The sequence below is a fragment of the Gordonia sp. (in: high G+C Gram-positive bacteria) genome (assembly GCF_052106715.1).
Taxonomy (GTDB): Bacteria; Actinomycetota; Actinomycetes; order Mycobacteriales; family Mycobacteriaceae; genus Gordonia.
In genome coordinates, this window is sequence record NZ_JBQEDL010000036.1 from 1 (window position 1) to 17,685 (window position 17,685).

The 17,685-nt window shown below is 66.2% G+C and carries 19 protein-coding genes; 14 read left to right on the plus strand and 5 right to left on the minus strand.

Annotated elements, in window-relative coordinates:
• Nucleotides 1-153 precede the first annotated feature (153 nt).
• Nucleotides 154-927 carry an SDR family oxidoreductase gene (locus ACTIMF_RS15685; protein ID WP_442351218.1) on the minus strand — a complete coding sequence of 258 codons (774 nt, stop codon included), beginning with the start codon at nt 925-927 and terminating at the stop codon, nt 154-156.
• A 157-nt stretch (nt 928-1,084) separates the two neighbouring features.
• Between ACTIMF_RS15685 and ACTIMF_RS15690 the strand changes: the two genes are divergently transcribed.
• From ACTIMF_RS15690 to ACTIMF_RS15720, 7 genes are all read left to right on the plus strand, one after another.
• Nucleotides 1,085-1,999 carry an AurF N-oxygenase family protein gene (locus ACTIMF_RS15690; protein ID WP_442351219.1) on the plus strand — a complete coding sequence of 305 codons (915 nt, stop codon included), beginning with the start codon at nt 1,085-1,087 and terminating at the stop codon, nt 1,997-1,999.
• Nucleotides 2,000-2,004: 5 nt separating this feature from the next.
• A complete protein-coding gene (locus tag ACTIMF_RS15695) occupies nt 2,005-3,585 on the plus strand; it encodes an FAD-dependent oxidoreductase (RefSeq protein WP_442351220.1) in 1,581 nt (526 codons plus the stop codon).
• 48 nt (nt 3,586-3,633) lie between these two features.
• Nucleotides 3,634-4,317, plus strand: a complete 684-nt coding sequence (locus ACTIMF_RS15700) for a response regulator transcription factor (RefSeq protein ID WP_442351221.1) — start codon at nt 3,634-3,636, stop codon at nt 4,315-4,317.
• A gap of 47 nt (nt 4,318-4,364) precedes the next feature.
• Nucleotides 4,365-5,783: an ATP-binding protein gene (locus tag ACTIMF_RS15705; protein WP_442351249.1), complete on the plus strand. Its 1,419-nt coding sequence runs from the start codon at nt 4,365-4,367 to the stop codon at nt 5,781-5,783.
• Between the two features lie 85 nt (nt 5,784-5,868).
• Nucleotides 5,869-7,287: a S1C family serine protease gene (locus ACTIMF_RS15710; protein WP_442351222.1), complete on the plus strand. Its 1,419-nt coding sequence runs from the start codon at nt 5,869-5,871 to the stop codon at nt 7,285-7,287.
• A gap of 127 nt (nt 7,288-7,414) precedes the next feature.
• Nucleotides 7,415-7,978, plus strand: coding sequence for a MogA/MoaB family molybdenum cofactor biosynthesis protein (locus ACTIMF_RS15715; RefSeq protein ID WP_442351223.1), 564 nt, complete (start codon nt 7,415-7,417; stop codon nt 7,976-7,978).
• Nucleotides 7,968-8,171, plus strand: a complete 204-nt coding sequence (locus ACTIMF_RS15720) for a hypothetical protein (RefSeq protein WP_442351224.1) — start codon at nt 7,968-7,970, stop codon at nt 8,169-8,171. The genes ACTIMF_RS15715 and ACTIMF_RS15720 overlap by 11 nt, the downstream gene beginning before the upstream one ends.
• Nucleotides 8,172-8,214: 43 nt before the next feature.
• Here ACTIMF_RS15720 and ACTIMF_RS15725 read toward each other — a convergent pair whose 3' ends face one another.
• The 3 genes from ACTIMF_RS15725 to ACTIMF_RS15735 form a co-directional block, all read right to left on the minus strand.
• Entirely contained in the window at nt 8,215-8,883 is a 669-nt protein-coding gene (locus ACTIMF_RS15725; RefSeq protein ID WP_442351225.1) for a heme oxygenase (biliverdin-producing), read from the minus strand.
• A 120-nt stretch (nt 8,884-9,003) separates the two neighbouring features.
• Nucleotides 9,004-9,825 carry a large conductance mechanosensitive channel protein MscL gene (gene mscL / locus ACTIMF_RS15730; RefSeq protein WP_442351226.1) on the minus strand — a complete coding sequence of 274 codons (822 nt, stop codon included), beginning with the start codon at nt 9,823-9,825 and terminating at the stop codon, nt 9,004-9,006.
• A 92-nt stretch (nt 9,826-9,917) separates the two neighbouring features.
• Nucleotides 9,918-10,559, minus strand: coding sequence for an SAF domain-containing protein (locus ACTIMF_RS15735; RefSeq protein WP_442351227.1), 642 nt, complete (start codon nt 10,557-10,559; stop codon nt 9,918-9,920).
• Nucleotides 10,560-10,707: 148 nt separating this feature from the next.
• Between ACTIMF_RS15735 and nhaA the strand changes: the two genes are divergently transcribed.
• Entirely contained in the window at nt 10,708-11,928 is a 1,221-nt protein-coding gene (gene nhaA, locus ACTIMF_RS15740; protein WP_442351250.1) for a Na+/H+ antiporter NhaA, read from the plus strand.
• A 124-nt stretch (nt 11,929-12,052) separates the two neighbouring features.
• Nucleotides 12,053-12,346, plus strand: coding sequence for an FmdB family zinc ribbon protein (locus ACTIMF_RS15745; RefSeq protein ID WP_442351228.1), 294 nt, complete (start codon nt 12,053-12,055; stop codon nt 12,344-12,346).
• 12 nt (nt 12,347-12,358) lie between these two features.
• On the opposite strand, the gene ACTIMF_RS15750 is transcribed toward ACTIMF_RS15745, so the two are convergent.
• A complete protein-coding gene (locus ACTIMF_RS15750) occupies nt 12,359-12,961 on the minus strand; it encodes a 5-formyltetrahydrofolate cyclo-ligase (protein ID WP_442351229.1) in 603 nt (200 codons plus the stop codon).
• Between the two features lie 71 nt (nt 12,962-13,032).
• On the opposite strand from ACTIMF_RS15750, the gene ACTIMF_RS15755 reads away from it, so the two are divergent.
• From ACTIMF_RS15755 to ACTIMF_RS15775, 5 genes are all read left to right on the plus strand, one after another.
• Nucleotides 13,033-13,959, plus strand: coding sequence for a UTP--glucose-1-phosphate uridylyltransferase (locus ACTIMF_RS15755; protein ID WP_442351230.1), 927 nt, complete (start codon nt 13,033-13,035; stop codon nt 13,957-13,959).
• 82 nt (nt 13,960-14,041) lie between these two features.
• Entirely contained in the window at nt 14,042-15,346 is a 1,305-nt protein-coding gene (gene glp / locus ACTIMF_RS15760; RefSeq protein WP_442351231.1) for a molybdotransferase-like divisome protein Glp, read from the plus strand.
• 4 nt (nt 15,347-15,350) lie between these two features.
• Nucleotides 15,351-16,007 (plus strand): GNAT family N-acetyltransferase, encoded by a 657-nt coding sequence (locus ACTIMF_RS15765; RefSeq protein ID WP_442351251.1) that lies wholly within the window; start codon nt 15,351-15,353, stop codon nt 16,005-16,007.
• A gap of 121 nt (nt 16,008-16,128) precedes the next feature.
• Nucleotides 16,129-17,469, plus strand: a complete 1,341-nt coding sequence (sepX, locus tag ACTIMF_RS15770) for a divisome protein SepX/GlpR (RefSeq protein ID WP_442351232.1) — start codon at nt 16,129-16,131, stop codon at nt 17,467-17,469.
• A gap of 17 nt (nt 17,470-17,486) precedes the next feature.
• On the plus strand, nt 17,487-17,675 hold the full coding sequence (locus ACTIMF_RS15775) for a hypothetical protein (protein ID WP_442351233.1): 189 nt from the start codon (nt 17,487-17,489) through the stop codon (nt 17,673-17,675).
• Nucleotides 17,676-17,685: the final 10 nt, after the last annotated feature.

Consider the following 17,685-nt stretch of genomic DNA (forward strand, 5'->3'; position numbering starts at 1 on the left):
ACTCCGCTCGATCAACGTGGGTCTCGACTCCGCTCGATCAACGTGGGTCTCGACTCCGCTCGATCAACGTGGGTCTCGACTCCGCTCGATCAACGTGGGTCTCGACTCCGCTCGATCAACGTGGGTCTCGACTTCGCTCGACCGGTGTGGCTGCTATTGCGCGAGGAACTTGTTGACGCCGCGGTTGAGGACGTTCGGGATGAACTTGGCGGCGTTGCCGAGGACTGTGGTCTGGACACCGACGGAGTAGCTCGTGCGACGGATCATTCTGTCGACCGCGGTCGGGTGAACCGACTCCCACACCTTCGCGGCGACGTCGTCGGCGGTGAGCCGGACGCCGAGAGTCTGGGTGCTCTTGGCGTCGGTGTCGGCGGCGAGTGCTGTCTTGGCCCAGAGCGGCCAGATGGAGACGGCGCGGATGTCGTCGTCCTGCCATTCGAGTTCGAGAGCCTCGGTGAGGCCTGCGACGTAGAACTTGGTCGCGCTGTACGTTGCGATGCCGGGCTGACCGTAGATCGCCGACGCGGACGCGATGTTCACCAGGTGCGATCCGGGCGTGGCTTTGAGGTAGGGGTGAGCGGCGCGGGCGCCGAGGGTGACGCCGAGCGCGTCGATGTCGATCTGCGCTTTGATCGCCTCGGGCGAGATGTCGGCGACCTTTCCGGACAGGAGGATGCCCGCATTGTTGTCGAGGACGTCGAGTTGTCCGCCGGTGTGCGCGGTGAAGTCGGCGAGGGCGACGTCCCATTGCTCGGCGTCCCGCACGTCGAGAACGCCGGTGATGAGTTCGGGGTCGGCAGACTTCGCCGCGGCGAGGGCCTCGACGCTCACGTCGTAGATGCCGACGGTCCAACCTTGCTTCCGGAACAGTTTCGCCGTGGCCAGGCCGATGCCTGCTGCGCCACCACTGATGAAGATCGACGACATGGATGCTCCCTCTTTCGAGTGATCAGGTGATTGACCTGCGATATCTACCCGCAGATCGTAATTACTCGCGGGTAATGTTACTAGACCCTATGAAGTCGTCCGCGTGAGTGCTAGCGTGACAATAGAAATTGTCACATCCGTCAATGGAGGCTTTACGATGACCGCCATCGAGACACCGACGACGAGTACCCCCGACCGCGGAGCCGACGAGGTGTCCGATCGTTTACTCGCATCCGCCGCACGACTGTCCCGTAACGCTATGACCGAAATCGACTGGTCACAGCCGATGGACCCCGACCACTACGGGTGCAGTCCCGAATGGTCGACGCTGTACGGCACCGACTACTGGGACGAACTGACCGATGCGCAACGCGTCGCGCTCACTCGCCATGAGTTCGCGTCGATCATGAATATCGGGATCTGGTTCGAGATGATCCTGCAGGAACTCCTCTTGCGCGATCAGTACCTCGGCTCGTACCACCGGCCGGAGTTCCAGTTTGCGCTCACCGAGATCGCCGACGAGTGCAGGCACTCGATCATGTTCGCGAAGGCCTCGGAGAAGATGGTCGGCACGTCGTACCGGCCGGGTCGCGGGATCGGCGTGTTGGGCAGGATCTTCCAGCACACGGCGCGGGGCGCAGTCTCGTACGCGGGCATTCTCGTCGCCGAAGAGGTCCTCGACGTGTTCCAGCGCGGCTGCATGCGAGACGAGCGGGTGCTGCCGTTCATCCGCACCATCAATGAGATCCATGTGCTCGAAGAGTCCCGTCACATGAAGTACGCACGCGAGCAGGTTCGCGAATCGGTGGCCGGGATGTCGCCTGCGAAACGCAAGTTCTGCGCGTTCTACACCTCCCTCGGCGCGCTGGAGATCGTGTCGAATCTGGTGCAGCCGGAGGCATACGCTAATGCCGGACTCGATGCCGAGCGCGCCCTCGCCGAACGACGCACCAACAAGCACTTCCACGCGATGGTGCGAAGCAACTGCACGCATCTGATGGAGTTCCTCGACGACGTCGGGCTACTGACGCCCGCCGCGCGCAGGAACTATCGTCGCGTCCACATGATCTGAGCATCATGGTTCACGTCATCACGCAATCCTGTTGCAGCGATGCGGCCTGCGTCGCGGTCTGCCCCGTCAACTGCATTCATCCGACCCCCGAGGAACGTGGGTTCGGGACGTCGGACATCCTTCACGTCGATCCCGTCGCATGCATCGACTGTGGCGCGTGCGCGGATGCGTGCCCGGTGGACGCGATCTACCCGGCCGATCGTCTGGGCGCGCGCGATCAGGTGTTCATCGAGGTCAACGCCTCGTACTACCGCGATAATCCGGACATCTCGTCGGGTTGGTCGGATGTGGTCTATCCCGAGATCCCGCGGCTCGACCCGGGGCTGCGAGTGGCAGTCGTCGGCACCGGGCCCTCGGGCGGCTATGCCCTGCAGACGCTGATCGGCCGCACCGATGCGAAAGTCACGATGATCGACCGACTCCCGACGCCGGGCGGCCTGGTCCGCGCCGGTGTCGCACCGGATCACCCAGGCACGAAGGGAGTGCTCAAGACGTTCGACCTCCTGTATCGACATCCGCGCACGACGATGGTCGGCGGCGTCGACGTAGGCGACGGGCCGTCCGCACTGACCCCCGGCGAGCTGGCTCAGAACTTCGATGCCGTCTTCTATGCGGTCGGTGCGCCCGCGTCTAAGAAGTTGGGTGTGCCCGGCGAGGATCTGCCCGGTTCCACGTCCGCGACCGACCTCGTCGCCTGGTACAACGCAGTGCCGGGCGCCGTCGGCGACATCCGCATCGACGGGTGTTCGCGCGCGGTGATCGTGGGTACCGGGAACGTCGCGCTCGACGTCGCGCGAATCCTCGTGTCCTCGCCGCAGGCATTGGCGGCGACCGACATCGCCGACCGCGCACTCGACTTGCTGCAGAGGCAGAACGTCCATGAGGTGGTCCTCCTCGGTCGCCGCGGACCCGAGCACGCCGCCTATACGCCCGCCGAGTTCCGTGCGCTCGAGGGGATCCCCGGCATTGAGGTGATTGTCTGCGACAGTCCTGAACAGGCGCGTGACCTGCGACTCGACCGGCCTGCGGACCCGAGCCGACGCCGCGTCGTAGTCCTGTTCTCCACCGAGGTGGCCGGACTGGTTCCGGACGAGTCCGGTCGCGTCGGCAGTGTCGACGTCGTCACGGGAAGCGATCCGCACACGATCGCGACCGACCTGGCCGTACGGTCGGTCGGCTACCGTGGCGTCGAGATCGCCGGTCTCCCGTTCGATGACGAGACGTGCACGATCCCGAACGATGGCGGCCGCATTCTCGATGCCGACGGCACACCGATCCCCGGGCAATACGTGATCGGCTGGGCGGCGAGGGGAGCGCGCGGCGGTATTGGCGCCAACAAGGCTCATGCGATCGGTGCCGTGGAGGCTTTCATCGAGGATGCGGCGGCGCGCCGGTTGAACCGGACCGCGCGTTCGGCGGACGAGTTCGCGGCACTGGTGTCCAGCCGGACGACGCCGATCGACTACGCGGGCGTCGCCGCCATCGACCGTGCCGAACGCGCCCGTGGACGGGCGGCAGGCAGGCCGCGGATCAAGTTCACCGAGATCACCGAAATGGTGGCTGAGGCAGTGCGCGCTCGACGATGACGGCGCGTTCTCAGCCGCATCTGAACTTCGGTCAGTAAAACTGTAGGCATGCGTATTCTCGTGGTCGACGACGACCGGGCAGTTCGCGAGTCCCTTCGTCGGTCGCTGACATTCAACGGGTACACGGTCGACACCGCGGGTGACGGCCTCGAAGCACTCGAGAAGGTGATCGCCGATCGGCCCGACCTCCTGGTCCTGGACGTGATGATGCCGCGTCTGGACGGGCTCGAAGTGTGCCGCAGGCTGCGTTCGGCGGGCGACGACCTCCCGATCCTCGTGCTGACAGCTCGCGACTCGGTATCCGAGCGTGTCAGCGGGCTCGATGCGGGAGCGGACGACTACCTGCCGAAGCCGTTCGCCCTCGAGGAACTGTTGGCTCGTCTGCGGTCGTTGCTGCGTCGTACCGCACGCGAGGAGGAGGAAGGCTCCGAGGCGGTCTCGTTCTCTGACCTCACGCTCGACCCGGTGACCCGCGAGGTCACGCGTGGCGAACGTCAGATCAGCCTGACGCGAACCGAGTTCGCGCTGATGGAGATGCTGATGGCGAACCCGAAGCGGGTCCTCACCCGCAGCCGGATTCTCGAAGAGGTGTGGGGGTACGACTTCCCGACGTCGGGCAACGCCCTTGAGGTGTACATCGGATACCTGCGTCGCAAGACCGAGGCAGAGGACGAGCCGCGCCTGATCCACACCGTGCGCGGTGTCGGCTACGTGCTGCGAGAGAACGCCTGAGTTCGTTCATGCGTCTTCTGCGCCGTGACCCCGGCGGCAACCGCCCGATGCGTGCGCCGATCGCGCTGACTCGGTCGGTGTCGCTGCGCAATCGGGTGGCGCTCCTGGCCGCAGCGGTGGTGCTGTTGTCCGCGATGCTGATGGCCGGAGCGTCGTTCTTCGTCGTTCAGCGGTCGCTGTACGACGACGTCGATTCGCAACTGGTGGCCCGCGCCGATGGAATGACGGCGTTATCGAAGCTCGGGCGGCTCTCCAGCGGTCCGGAGGCACTTCTCGCGGGCACCGTGTTCTCCACGTCGATCTCGATCGGACTCATCGAACCGGACGGCCACGTGTACATGGTCGGCGACGTGCCGTACGGCGACACCGAGCGCAACATCATGGAGTCGGTGAACCCGCAGGGCAAGCTGAACCAGAGTCTGCGGACGACGGACAATCATCGAGTGCTCGCCCGCAAGCTCTCCGACGGCAGCACCTTGATGATGGCGCAGTCGATGGAGAGCACCGACGCGGTCCTCAAACGTCTGGCGTCGGTGCTGTTCATCGCCGGTGGGGTCGGCGTCGCATTCGCGCTGCTCGCAGGCACCGCAGTCGCTCGCGGCGGGTTGCGACCGGTCGGCCGCCTCACCGGAGCGGTCGAGCGCGTCGCGCGCACCCAGGATCTGACGCCGATACCGGTGACCGGCCAGGACGAGCTCGCACGCCTCACCGCGAGTTTCAACACGATGTTGCGGGCGCTCGCCGAATCGCGGGATCAACAGGCCCGACTGGTCGCCGACGCCGGCCACGAGCTGAAGACGCCACTGACCTCGTTGCGGACCAACCTCGAGTTGCTGATTGCCTCCTCGGAGCCCGGAGCGCCACAGATACCGGCAGCCGACATGATCGAGTTGCGGTCGGACGTCGTCGCGCAGATCGAAGAGCTCTCGACGCTCGTCGGCGACCTCGTCGACCTGGCGCGCGAGGACGCGCTCGACACCGTGCACGAAGAGGTCTCTCTCGAGTCGGTGCTGCAGGATGCATTGGAACGCGTCCGGAGGCGACGCGCCGACATCGACTTCCACGTGCAGACAGTTCCGTGGTTCGTATTCGGCGAGGAGCACGGAATCTCGCGCGCCGTACTGAACGTGCTCGACAACGCGGCCAAATGGAGCCCGCCCGGTCGGGTCGTCACCGTGCGGCTGGCCCAGTCGGGTCCTGCGACGGCGGAGTTGTCCGTGGCAGACGCGGGCCCGGGCATTCCGGTCGAGGATCGCGCTCTCGTCTTCGAACGCTTCTACCGAGCGGATGCGACCAGGTCGATGCCCGGTTCAGGACTCGGATTGGCGATCGTCCGACAGGTGCTGACCCGCCTCGGAGGTTCGGTGTGGGCCGAAGCGTCCGAGGAGGGCGGCGCGCTGATCCGAATGCAGATCCCCGGCGCGCCGAATCACACCGAACCCGACCCGGTTGTCGTGCGCCGCTGACCCGACGGCGCCCCGAAGCATTCGGGGAGCGAATTCCCAGCGGGCTTTGACCAACTTCACAGGGACGTGGAATACGCTCGTTTTCATGAATGACGGCGCATATCGCGACACCCCGCAGGGCAACGACGATTTCGGAGGGCAACGACCCGCCTCGCCGAACCCGTACGGGCACAACCCATACGCGCCTGGCGGCCAGCCGGCCGACGGGCAGGCTCCGCAACAGTTCGACCCGTACGGCCAGCCGGTGCCCGGACCCGGCACCGGTGGCTTCGCTGCGGTGCCGCCGCCCAACCAGCCGCCGCCCAACCAGCCGCCGACCACGCCGTACGGCGGTGGTCCCGCACCGTTCGGTCAGCAGCCCGCCGACGGCCCGACCGGGCAGTTCGGGCCATTCGGCCCCGCGGGCCCGCCCGCTCCCGCCGACGACGACAAGCGCGTAGGCAACGGCAAGAAGCTCCTGCTCGGCGCTGTCGTGGTCGCAGTGCTCGCGGGTGGTATCGGCGGCGGCGTCGGAGCACTCGTCGCCGACCGCGACGGCGGATCGTCGTCGACGAGTGCGTCGGTCGCAACCGGACCAACCGAGACCTCACAGCCCGCGGCGGCTCCGGGATCGGTGCAGGACGTCGCCAACCGCGTCCTGCCGTCCGTAGTCTCGATCACCGTGGCGTCGGGCCGCCAGGTCGGTTCCGGGTCGGGTGTCATCCTCGCGAGCGACGGTGTGATTCTGACCAACAACCACGTCGTTCAGGGCGCGGATCAGGTCCTGGTCAGCTTCAACGACGGCAGTCGTGCCCCGGCCAAGGTCCTCGGCACCGACCCGGTGTCCGACATCGCCGTCATCAAGGCTGACAAGACGGGGCTGACCCCGGTCACGATCGGGGCGTCGAACAATTTGAGCGTTGGCCAGAACGTGATCGCGATCGGTTCGCCGCTCGGCTTGGAAGGGACGGTCACCACCGGCATCATCTCCGCCCTCAACCGACCGGTGTCGGCGTCGGGCGCCGACGGATCGACGGAGTCGGTGATCGACGCGATCCAGACCGACGCCGCGATCAACCCGGGCAACTCCGGTGGCGCGCTGATCAACTCGAGCGGTGCGCTGATCGGCATCAACACTGCGATCGCGACGACCGGAGGAGCTGAAGGCGAGTCGGGCAGCATCGGCCTCGGGTTCTCGATACCCATCGACCAGGCGATGCGCGTGGCGAAGGAACTTCGGGACAGCGGAAAGGCCACACAGGCCAACCTGGGTGTCTCAGTCCGGCCGAACACCGATCTGGAGGAGCCGGGCGCTCTCGTCGCGAGCGTCGTACGCAACGGGCCTGCCGCTAAGGCCGGAATCCCGGACGGTGCACTCATCACCGGAATCAACAGCCGCAAGATCGCCACGGCCAATGCGCTGGTCGCGGCTGTCCGCTCCCACGCTCCGGGCGATACGGTGAAGATGACCTACACGGTGAACAACCAGACCAAGACTGCGGATGTCACGCTCGGCACCATGTGACGTGATCTTCGGACGCGGCGAGTACTGCACATCGCGATTCGATTCGTAGGCAAGTCGAATCGTGTGACGACAGCTCGACGGCGTCAGCCTACGATGACTACAGACAACGACTGCAGAGAGGCCGACGATGACCAACGCCCCCGTGGACCCCGACGAGCGGGCCGCCGATGCCGCAGCTCGCCTGAATTCGCCGGACGTCCCGACGCCAGCGGTTGGCGAGATCGTCCGATCGCTCGTCGTGGTCGTCGACGATCGTGCGGCACTCGGTGAGGCTCCGAGTCTGCTCGGCCCGCTCATCGGTGAACTCCTCGAAGAGGCCGGATTCCACGTGGACGCCACGGTAGCGGTGCCCGGCGACGAGATCGAGATCCGCAACGCGTTGAACACTGCGGTGATCGGCGGAGTCGACCTCGTGGTGTCCGTCGGCGGCGTGGGCGTCTCTGCTCGCGACGTGGCGCCCGAAGCCACCGAACCGCTGTTGGACCGTCGTCTGCAGGGCATCGAGGAAGCAATCCGCAGCTCGGGTCTGTCGGCGGGCGCCACAGACGGCGGCCTCTCCCGCGGTGTCGCAGGGATCTCGGGTCAGACGGTTGTCGTGAACATCGCCGATTCGCGGGCTGCCGTGCGTGACGGCATGGCCACTCTGATCCCGTTGGCGCACCACGTGATCGGTCACATCAGTGACATCTGACCCCGATCGGGGATCCGACTTCGATCGGCCCGGACGAGGATCGCAGAAGGAGTCGGACTGGGAACGCAAGCGCCGACTCGACACAGTGTTCGGCGACGATCTGCCTGAGCAGGTCGTCGAGCCGGGGGAGTCGAGCGCAGACAGTCGCGGGCGTGACTGGTACGACCAGAACCGTCCACCGCACTACGAATGATCCCCCGGGCCGACATCACGCCGGAGCCGGAGCCTCCTTCGAGCTAGAGTCCGGGATGCAGTTCACTGAGTTCGGCGAACAGCGCCTGATTGCAGTTGAACGCGAATCGGACCTCGTCGACGAGTCGGTCTCGGTCGTCGCTGCTCATCGCCTCGCCGATGGTGTCCAGCCGGTCGCGGTATCGGTCTTTGTATGGCTTGACCTTGCCGATCTCGTCGAAAGCGTAGAACGCGATGCCTTCGCCGCCTAGATCGAATGTGCGGTCGAGGATACGGCCGATGGCCTGGCCGCCCGACAGATCACCGAGATAGCGGGTGTAGTGGTGAGCGACGAACGCTCCGCCCCACCTTGCGGAGTCGGTGATCCGTTCGGCGTATGCGATCGCAGCGGGCGAAGAGAGTTCCGGGGCGCCTGCGGGCGCCCAGTGAGCGAGGTCGGCGTCGATGGTCGCGAGCCGGTTCAAAGCCGAGTCGATGAACGGCACCGCAATCGGGTCGTCGGAGAGAGTGGTCGCGGTCGATTCGAGTGCGTCATATACGAGCCGTAGCCGCTGTAGATATGCGACGTAGCCGTCGGCGTCCATCCGTCCGTCGAGCAGCGCTGACATGAACGACGAGCCCTCGGCCCGGTCGTGCTCGACTGCAGAGCCCTTCTTCATCGCCACAGACAATGTGTCCTGTGGCGCTGTGTGAGCCAGTGAGGCCGTGATCATGTCGAAACTCCTGAATTGCCGCGAACGTAACGATGTAGACATTACTTGCCCTGGACGCGAGCTATGGCCCCTATCTACCGCAGGTGAACGGGGCCTTCGCGGCGCGGGTGATGAGCTCAGTCAGCGCGAGTGGCGCGGACCTTCCGGCCCGAAGCCCGGATCCTGCGGGTACTGACCGCCTGCGGGCGGGTACTGGCCCGGTGCAGGCGGCGGGTACTGTCCCGGCGCGTATTGGCCGGGGGGCAGGTTGCCCGGGGGCGGGTACTCGCCCGGAGCCGGATTCGGGGTGGGGAATCCGCCGCTCGGCGGACCCGCCGGGTACTGCTGCCCCTGCGTCGGAGAACCCTGTGCCGGAGAACCCTGCGTCGAGGCGCCCTGGGGTGGGACCCCCATCTGCTGTGTCGAACCGGCCGACGGGTAGTTCTCGGCAGGAACCTGCGCCTGCGGTCCGCTCTGCGGCGGATCGAAGCGGGACTCGGCGGATCGTGCGGCCTCGGCGTCGGCGCGATTCTTCTTGTCCGCGTCTGCGGCCTTGCGGTCCTTGGCGCCCGGGTCGAGCAGGTCGCGGATTTCGACCAGCAGTGAGATCTCGCTGTCGTCTTCTGCTTCCTCCTCGATGGTCCGGAGTTCAGACAGTTTGTTGTACGGCACGATGATCAAGAAGTAGACCACCGCAGCGACGATCACGAAGTTGATCAGTGCGGTGATGACGGCGCCGAAATCCAGGAAGGTTGCCGGGTCCGGTGTGCCCTGGTCGGTCTTGGTGATCGCGAAACCGAAGCCGGCGAAATCTGTGTTGACTGGAATGGCCGCGATCAGCGGGGAGACGATCTTGTCGGTGAATGCGGTGACTACTGCGGTGAATGCGGCGCCGATGATGACCGCTGTGGCCAATTCGACGACGTTCCCGCGCATGAGGAAGTCTTTGAATCCTTTGAGCACGCGGCTCTCCTTCGTTTCGGTGCCGTGACGAGCACAAGTCTAATGGACCGGTGAAGGGATTTCTCGGCAACATTCGACGAGTTTCACGACTTTTAATGCATGACGAATGTGATCGGATCACGTAATCCGGCTGCCGCGACTCGATGTGCGTCCTCCTCGTCCATGGCTACGAGCACGGCTCCGGCCTCGGTCGACGCCGCTCGGTCACTGTCCGGAGTCATCGCGACGACCGCATTGCGAGCGAGGATCCGCGCGTCCTGCGACAACAGATCTACAAGGTCGCCCGCGCGGACGAAGGCGGCGAGGGCGTCGTCGGCGGGGCGGACTGGAACCAGTCGTGCGTCTGCTCGTCCGATGAGGACGGCGGGCAGCTGCGAGTCGAGAAGCCGGTGGCGGGCGATGATTTCGCCTTCTTCGACAAGGCCGGTGACGCGACGCCCGACGATGTCGTGCGCAGTGACCTGATCGCGCGGCGACAGATGGTCGGGCACCTCGGTGACGCGGACGTCATCGGCGACGAGGGTGTCTCCCGGGCGGAGATCGCGAATCGCGACAAGTGCGGTCGACGACGGTGGACCGTTCTGTTGGGCGGCGGTCAATACCACCGCTGAAACGATCAACGAGATTGCGAGCACCCGTCGAATGAGCACTGATCGAAACCAGCCCGGGGCGTAGATTCGGCGAATCCGATCGAGGATCGTCGGATTCAAGTTCCGGTCGGCGGCGCGCTTCATGGTCGGAATGTACTGCGGTAAAGGAACTGATTAATACCTTGTATCGGAGAATGTGGATAGAAGGGCCGCTCGACGCAGTTTCTCCACAGATGTGCTGTCTGGGAGACTGGTTGATGTGGACGAATCCGACGCGCAGACGCTGTCGTTGATGGATCGGGTGCGGGCGTGGATCCGTGCCGACACGACTGGCGGCGTCCTACTGATGATTGCTGCTGTCGTCGCACTCGGCTGGGCGAATTCGCCGTGGCGCGACTCGTACCACGACCTGCTGTCCGTCGTCGTGGGGCCGGAGTCTCTTGGTCTGGACCTGTCTTTGGCGCACTGGGCGGCCGACGGGCTCCTCGCCGTCTTCTTCTTCGTCGTCGGCGTCGAGCTCAAGCAGGAGTTCGTGGTAGGCGATCTGCGCAACCCGCGGAGTGCAGGCGTTCCGATTGCCGCTGCGGTCGGTGGAATGGTCGTCCCTGCCCTCGTCTACGTGGCGATCGTCGGCAGTCTCGAACCCGAGGCGCTGCGCGGGTGGGCGACGCCGACCGCCACCGACATCGCGTTCGCGCTCGGTGTCCTCGCCGTATTCGGGCGAGGGCTCCCGGTCGCACTCCGGGTGTTCCTTATGACGTTGGCCGTCGTCGACGACCTGCTGGGCATCATCGTCATCGCGACGGTCTACACCGACAGCATCGACGCGGTCATGCTCGGAGCGGGTCTGCTGTGCGTCGTCGTGTTCGGCGCAGCCGTTCGAGCGCGGCGTGCTCGGTGGTGGATTCTCGTGCCGCTCGCGGTCCTCGCGTGGGGCTTCGTCCACGCCTCCGGGGTCCACGCCACGGTGGCAGGCGTGCTGCTCGGATTCACCGTGCCCGCCGTTGCGCGGGCTGAGGAGGCGCACCCCCGGACCGAGCGGTTCGGTGAGCGGATGACGCCGTATTCGACCGCGCTGTGTCTGCCGCTGTTCGCCTTCGCATCCGCCGGGGTCACCGTCGTCGGGTCGGGGCATATCGTGCAACCCGTCAGTGTCGGCGTCTTCTTTGCCCTGGTGGTGGGGAAGGTCGTCGGGGTGATGGCCACGGCCTGGATCGTGACGAGGTCGACCCCGTTGCGTCTGCCCGACGCGATCGGAATCCGCGACCTGCTTCCGGTAGGCCTTCTCACGGGTATCGGCTTCACCGTGGCGTTGCTGATCGCCGAACTCTCGTTCCCGCCGGACTCGGGTCTGTCTCCCGATCATCAGCCCGCGGCGAAGATCGGCATCCTGATCGGATCACTGGCTGCGGCAGTCCTCGGCGCGGCGATGCTTCGCCGAGACGCTCGCCGTGTCCGATCGTCGGACGAGAACCGCGACGGGCTGCCTGACCAGGACAATCGGGTGATCTGACGGCCGACGCCCCGCGACGCCCCGCGTCGCTAGACCGCGCGCGGGATGACAGCCTATTGGCACTCGGAATGACTGAGTGCCAATCGACGTTTACAATGGAGCATCTGACTACCGGAGGTTTGCAGTGCCCACCTACAGCTATGCGTGCACCGTGTGCGACAACAAGTTCGACATCGTGCAGTCGTTCTCGGACGATTCCCTGACCGTGTGCCCCGAATGCGGCGGCAAGCTCCGCAAGCTCTTCAACTCGGTCGGAGTGGTTTTCAAGGGCAGCGGCTTCTACCGGACCGACTCGCGTTCCAACGGGTCCGTTCCCGCCAAGTCGTCTGAATCGTCGACTTCCAGCTCGGATTCCTCCAGCAGTTCGTCGTCCGGCACCTCGTCCGATTCGAGCTCGTCGAGCGCGGCGAGCGCCTGACGCCAGTGGCCGTCAGCGGCCGACGGCCGTGAATCCGCTGCCGGGCGTGAGTACCCAACCCACCGGGACGTCCATTTCTCCTTGTGGGATGTCGTAGTCCACGAACTCGGCGTCATGTACCACCGCGGCGACGGGGGCGGCGGTGGGCGCGAGAGTCCGGTCGTAGTAGCCCGCGCCACGGCCGAGGCGCGCCCCGCTGTGGTCCGCGGCCAGCGCCGGCACCAGAATCAGCTTCGCCCCGTGTACGGCGTCTGGGTCCAGGCGTCGGCCGATCGGCTCCAGTAGGCCCCATCGGCGGGGCTCCAGTTCTATCTCGCCGCGATACTCACTCCACTGCAAGCGCGACGGCGCGCCTTCCGGGACGATCGGCAGGAGCACGGTCAGCCCGCGGTCGACCAGGACGTCGAGCATCGCGATGCTGCCGGGTTCGGATCCGGTTGCGACGTACGCCGCAACCACGTCGCCGTCCTCGACGTCCACTGGCAGCCGATACAGCCACTCGGCGAGCTCGGCGTTGACCTGTGCGAGGACGAACGGAGACATTGAAGCTCGCGCGGCGAGTACATCGCGCCGCAGGTCGTGCTTCGACCGGTAGGACGGCGTCTCGGAGACCATGGCGGGTCCTTTCAGGCGGTGCGAAGCGAGTGCTGACGATCCTGCCAGAGTTCGACCGTAGACTGACGGTCATGTCTGAGCACGTGACCAGAGCCGACGCCGGGGCCTTCCCCTGCATCCCGCGTACCGCGGTGGTGCCCGCGGCAGGTTTGGGAACTCGATTCCTGCCGGCGACCAAGACGGTCCCCAAAGAACTCCTTCCGGTCGTCGACACCCCCGGCATCGAGTTGGTGGCCGAGGAGGCGAAGTCGGCGGGTGCCGAGCGGCTGCTCATTGTCACTTCGCCCGGTAAAGACGGCGTCGTGGCGCACTTCGTCGAAGACCTCGTCCTCGAGCACACGCTGGCCTCCCGCGGGAAAGAGGCGATGCTCGCCAAGGTTCGCAACGCGCCGTCGCTTCTCCAAGTGGCCTCGGTCGTCCAGGACAAGCCGTTGGGGCTGGGACACGCGATCGGGTGTGTCGAAGCCGATCTCGCCGACGACGAGGACGCGATCGCGGTGCTGCTTCCCGACGACCTCGTGCTGCCCGGCGGAACGCTCGGCGCAATGGCCGCTGCCCGCGCGCGGTTCGGGGGCAGCGTCCTCTGCGCGATCGAGGTCCCTGACGAGACGATCAGCGCGTACGGCGTGTTCGACGTGGTCGATATCGACCCGGCGGTGACCGACGTGAAGCGGGTGCGCGGAATGGTCGAGAAGCCGCCCGCGCATCTCGCACCGTCGAACCTCGCGGCGGCGGGCCGATACATCCTGGACCGGAAGATCTTCGACGCGCTGCGTGAGATCGAACCCGGGGCAGGCGGCGAGTTGCAGATCACCGATGCGATCGCCCTGCTCATCGAGAAGGGCGAACCCGTGCACGTCGTCGTGCACTCCGGCACCCGGCACGATCTCGGAAATCCGGGCGGCTACCTCAAGGCGGCCGTCGATTTCGCGCTCGACCGCGACGACTACGGTCCGGAACTGCGACGCTGGCTTGTCGAGCGACTCGGCGTCTCCTGACTGATTTCCGCGCGCGCCTGCCCGACGCGAGCGGGACGGACCTTTATCCTTCAGGAACTTGAGCCCACGAGTAGGAGAGACGATGCGATCGGTCGAGGATCATCTGAGCCTCGTGACTGCGTCAGTGGTGGCCCCCCGACCGATCCAGGTCGCGATCTCGGAGGCGCAGGGTCTGATGTGCGCTGAGGAAGTCGTCACGACTGACCCGCTACCCGGATTCGACCAGGCGGCGATCGACGGGTACGCGGTACGTGCCGTCGACGTCGCACTCGCCGGAGCGCTGGCGCCGGAAGACACCTCGGGGCTCGCCGATCATTCGGTCGACGTATCCGTCCTCGCCGACACCGATCGTCTCGTCGTGCATCTGCCGGTGGTTGGCGACGTGACTCCGGGGTCGCGGACTCCTACCCGCCTGCAGCCGGGCCAGGCCGTGCGCGTGGAGACGGGAGCGCCCCTTCCGACGCTCGCGGATGCCGTGGTCCCACACCGGTGGACCGACGGCGGCGGCGACCGCGTGATGATCGGACACGACGTGGACAGTGGCGACTACGTCCGACGCATCGGCGACGACGTCCAACCCGGCGACGTCGCGGTCCGGGCGGGAACCGTGATCGGTTCCGCCCAGGTCGGGCTCCTTGCGGCCGTCGGACGCGCACGTGTGCTCGTCCACCCGCGCCCACGCGTCGCCGTCATCGCGGTCGGCAGCGAGCTCGTGGACATCGACCGTGATCCCGGTCCCGGCCAGGTGTTCGACGTCAATACCTATGCGCTGGCCGCTGCCGCGCGTGACGCCGGAGCCGAAGTGCATCGGGTCGGAATCGCTGAGCGTGACGCCGACCGTCTCCGCGAAGTGGTGGAGGCTCAGCTGATCCGGTCGGAGATCGTGGTGATCTGCGGAGCTGTCGGCGGCGTCGCCTCTCGCATGATCACCGAGGCGATCGCCGATCTCGGCGACCTCGAGGTGGGGCGGGTCGGGATGCACCCCGGTTCGGTTCAAGGGTTTGGCCGACTCGGCCGCGACGAGATCCCGACATTTCTACTGCCCGCGAACCCGGTCAGCGCGCTCGTAACGTTCGAGGTGATGGTCCGACCTCTCATCCGTATCGCGCTCGGCAAACGTCAGCCGATGCGTCGCACGGTCACCGCCCGCTCGATCGGGCCGATCGCATCCGTTGAGGGCAGGCGCGGCTACCTGCGCGGACAGTTGATGCGCGACGAGCGATCGGGCGACTACCTCGTGCAGGTGATCGGCGAGTCCGAGAGCGGAGCGTCACACCTGTTGGCCGAGCTCGCCGAAGCGAACTGCCTGATCGTGGTGCCTGAAGACGTCGAAGACGTGAGCACCGGGGACCGTGTCGAAGTCGCGTTCCTCGCAGAGCGCGGCTGAGTCGGTGTTCGGGTGGCTCGTCGACTCGTCGACTGCTCCGGGATGGCCTGCGACACTCGGGCCCGTTCGTTTGCCTACCGGCTCGGTGACGTTGCGACCAGTGCGGCTGCGGGACGGCGCCACCTGGAGTCGGCTTCGGATACGTAATCAGAACGAACTGCTGCCGTGGGAGCCGACCGGCCCGGGGCAGTGGGACCGCCGACATCATCCGTCCATGTGGAGACCGCTGTTCGCGGTACTCAAACGCGAGGCCAGACACGGTGTGATGCTGCCGTTCGTGATCGAACTCGACGGCGAATACGTCGGGCAGTTGACTATCGGCAACATCCAGCGCGGAGCGGTGTGCAGCGCGTGGATCGGCTACTGGGTGGACAAAGACCGCACCGGTGGCGGAATCGCCTCCGCAGCGGTCGCACTCGCCGTCGACCACTGCTTCGGCCCGGTTGGACTACACCGACTAGAGGCGACAGTCCAGCCGGAGAACGGTGCGTCGCAGGCAGTGCTGCGCGGCGTCGGGTTCCGGGACGAGGGGCTGCTCAAGCGCTACATGGACGTCAACTCGCGGTGGCGCGACCACCTGTTGTTCGGGCTCACGGTCGAGGAGGTCGACACCAGCATGGTCGACGCTCTGATCCGCGCGGGACGCGCCACTTCGACCTGACCTGGGTGCCGACCTGTGAGTTCGATGTCGCTGCGGCGCGCCTGACCGATCCAAAGGCTGTGCCTCCCTAGGGTGTTGATTGCAGACTCGTCACTCGACTCGGAGAAGGGAGGCGCCCGACATGCCTAATTCAGTGCTGTGGGTGTTCCTCATCGTGGTCTGGTTGTTCGTCCTGGTGCCGATGGTGCTGCGCGGGCGACCGGCCGCGCGCACATCGTCCAAGGCGGCCGCGCAGACGCGCGTCGTCCACCGCGGTGGCAGTCGCAGTGCTGCGTCCCGTCGGGCAGCGAGTGCGGCGAGAGCGGAGCGAGCGGCTGCGGCGGCGAGACGAGCGGAGGAGCGCCGGGCGGCGAGAGTTGCCGAGGCCGAGGCCGCGGACGAGACAGTCGAACCCGACGTGGACGAGACCGTCGATGCCGACGAGGTGACCGCAGACGCTCCTGAGACGGTCCAGGCCGAGACCGCCGAAGATGAGACGGGGCAGGACGAGAGGGGGCAGGACGAGGCTGCCGCAGACGACATCTCCGAGGACGAGCCAGTCGAGATCGAAGCGGAGATCGTCGAGGACGACGAACCGAAGCAGTCGGCGGCCACTCTGCGCGCCGATGTCGAAAGCGCCGTCGAGGTGACCGATGTGCTCGACGTCGTGGACGTCGAAGTCGTGGACCTCGACGAGGCACAAGCATCCCGAGTGGATCCACTCGGCTCTGGTGACACCGACGCAGACGACCTCGACGACGATCTTCACGACGAGGTCGACGAGGACCTCGACGACGAATACGAGGATGCCGAGTACGGCTACGAGGACGACGATCTCGAAGACGAGTACGAGGACGATCTGGACGAGGACGCCGACAGCGAGTTCGAGATCCTCGACGGGGGCGAGGACGACGACCACGATGCCGCGATCGCCGACGCCGATGACGCCGATGACGCTGGGGCCGCAAAGGATCCGATGACGGCGGCGCCGAAACCGAAGCCGCGCGAATTGCGCGGTCGCGGGGGACTGGCACCCGGGCATGTGCAGGAACGTGAGGAAGCGGCGTACCGCGAGCGTCGACGCGTCGTGGCCGCTCTGACGCTGCTGACGGCGGTCGCCATCGTGTCCGCGTTCTTCATCCAGCCGCTCGGATACGTCCTGGCGGCCGCGATGGTGGTCGTCTTCGCCGGGTACCTGGTGTTCTTGCGCCGCGCGGTGCGTGCCGAGCACATCAGGCATGCACAGCGCATTGCGCGGCAGCGCCGTCGTCAGGCCGAGGAAGCGCGGGTCGAACGCGAGCAGGCCGAGCCACTGTATGTCGCTCCGCCCGCACGACTGCGCAGACCGGGCGGTGCAGTCGTTCTCGAGATCGACGACGAAGATCCAGCGTTCGACCACCTGCCCACGTACGACTTCGGAGCCGCCCGTGGTTACGACGTGGAATTCGACGACACCGAGCACCAGCACCGCACGGCCGTCTGATCTGGAATTGTGGAGCCATGAGCGAATCAGATGAGTGGTACTACCAGATCTCGACCGGCGAAGTGACTCAAGGCAAGACCGCGAGCGTCTTCGACCGGATGGGGCCCTACCCCGACGAGGCGACTGCGCGGAACGCGTTGGAGATCGCGGCAGCACGGAACGCCGCAGCCGACGACGACGAGCGCGACGGCGCCGACGACGACTGACCCCCGTATC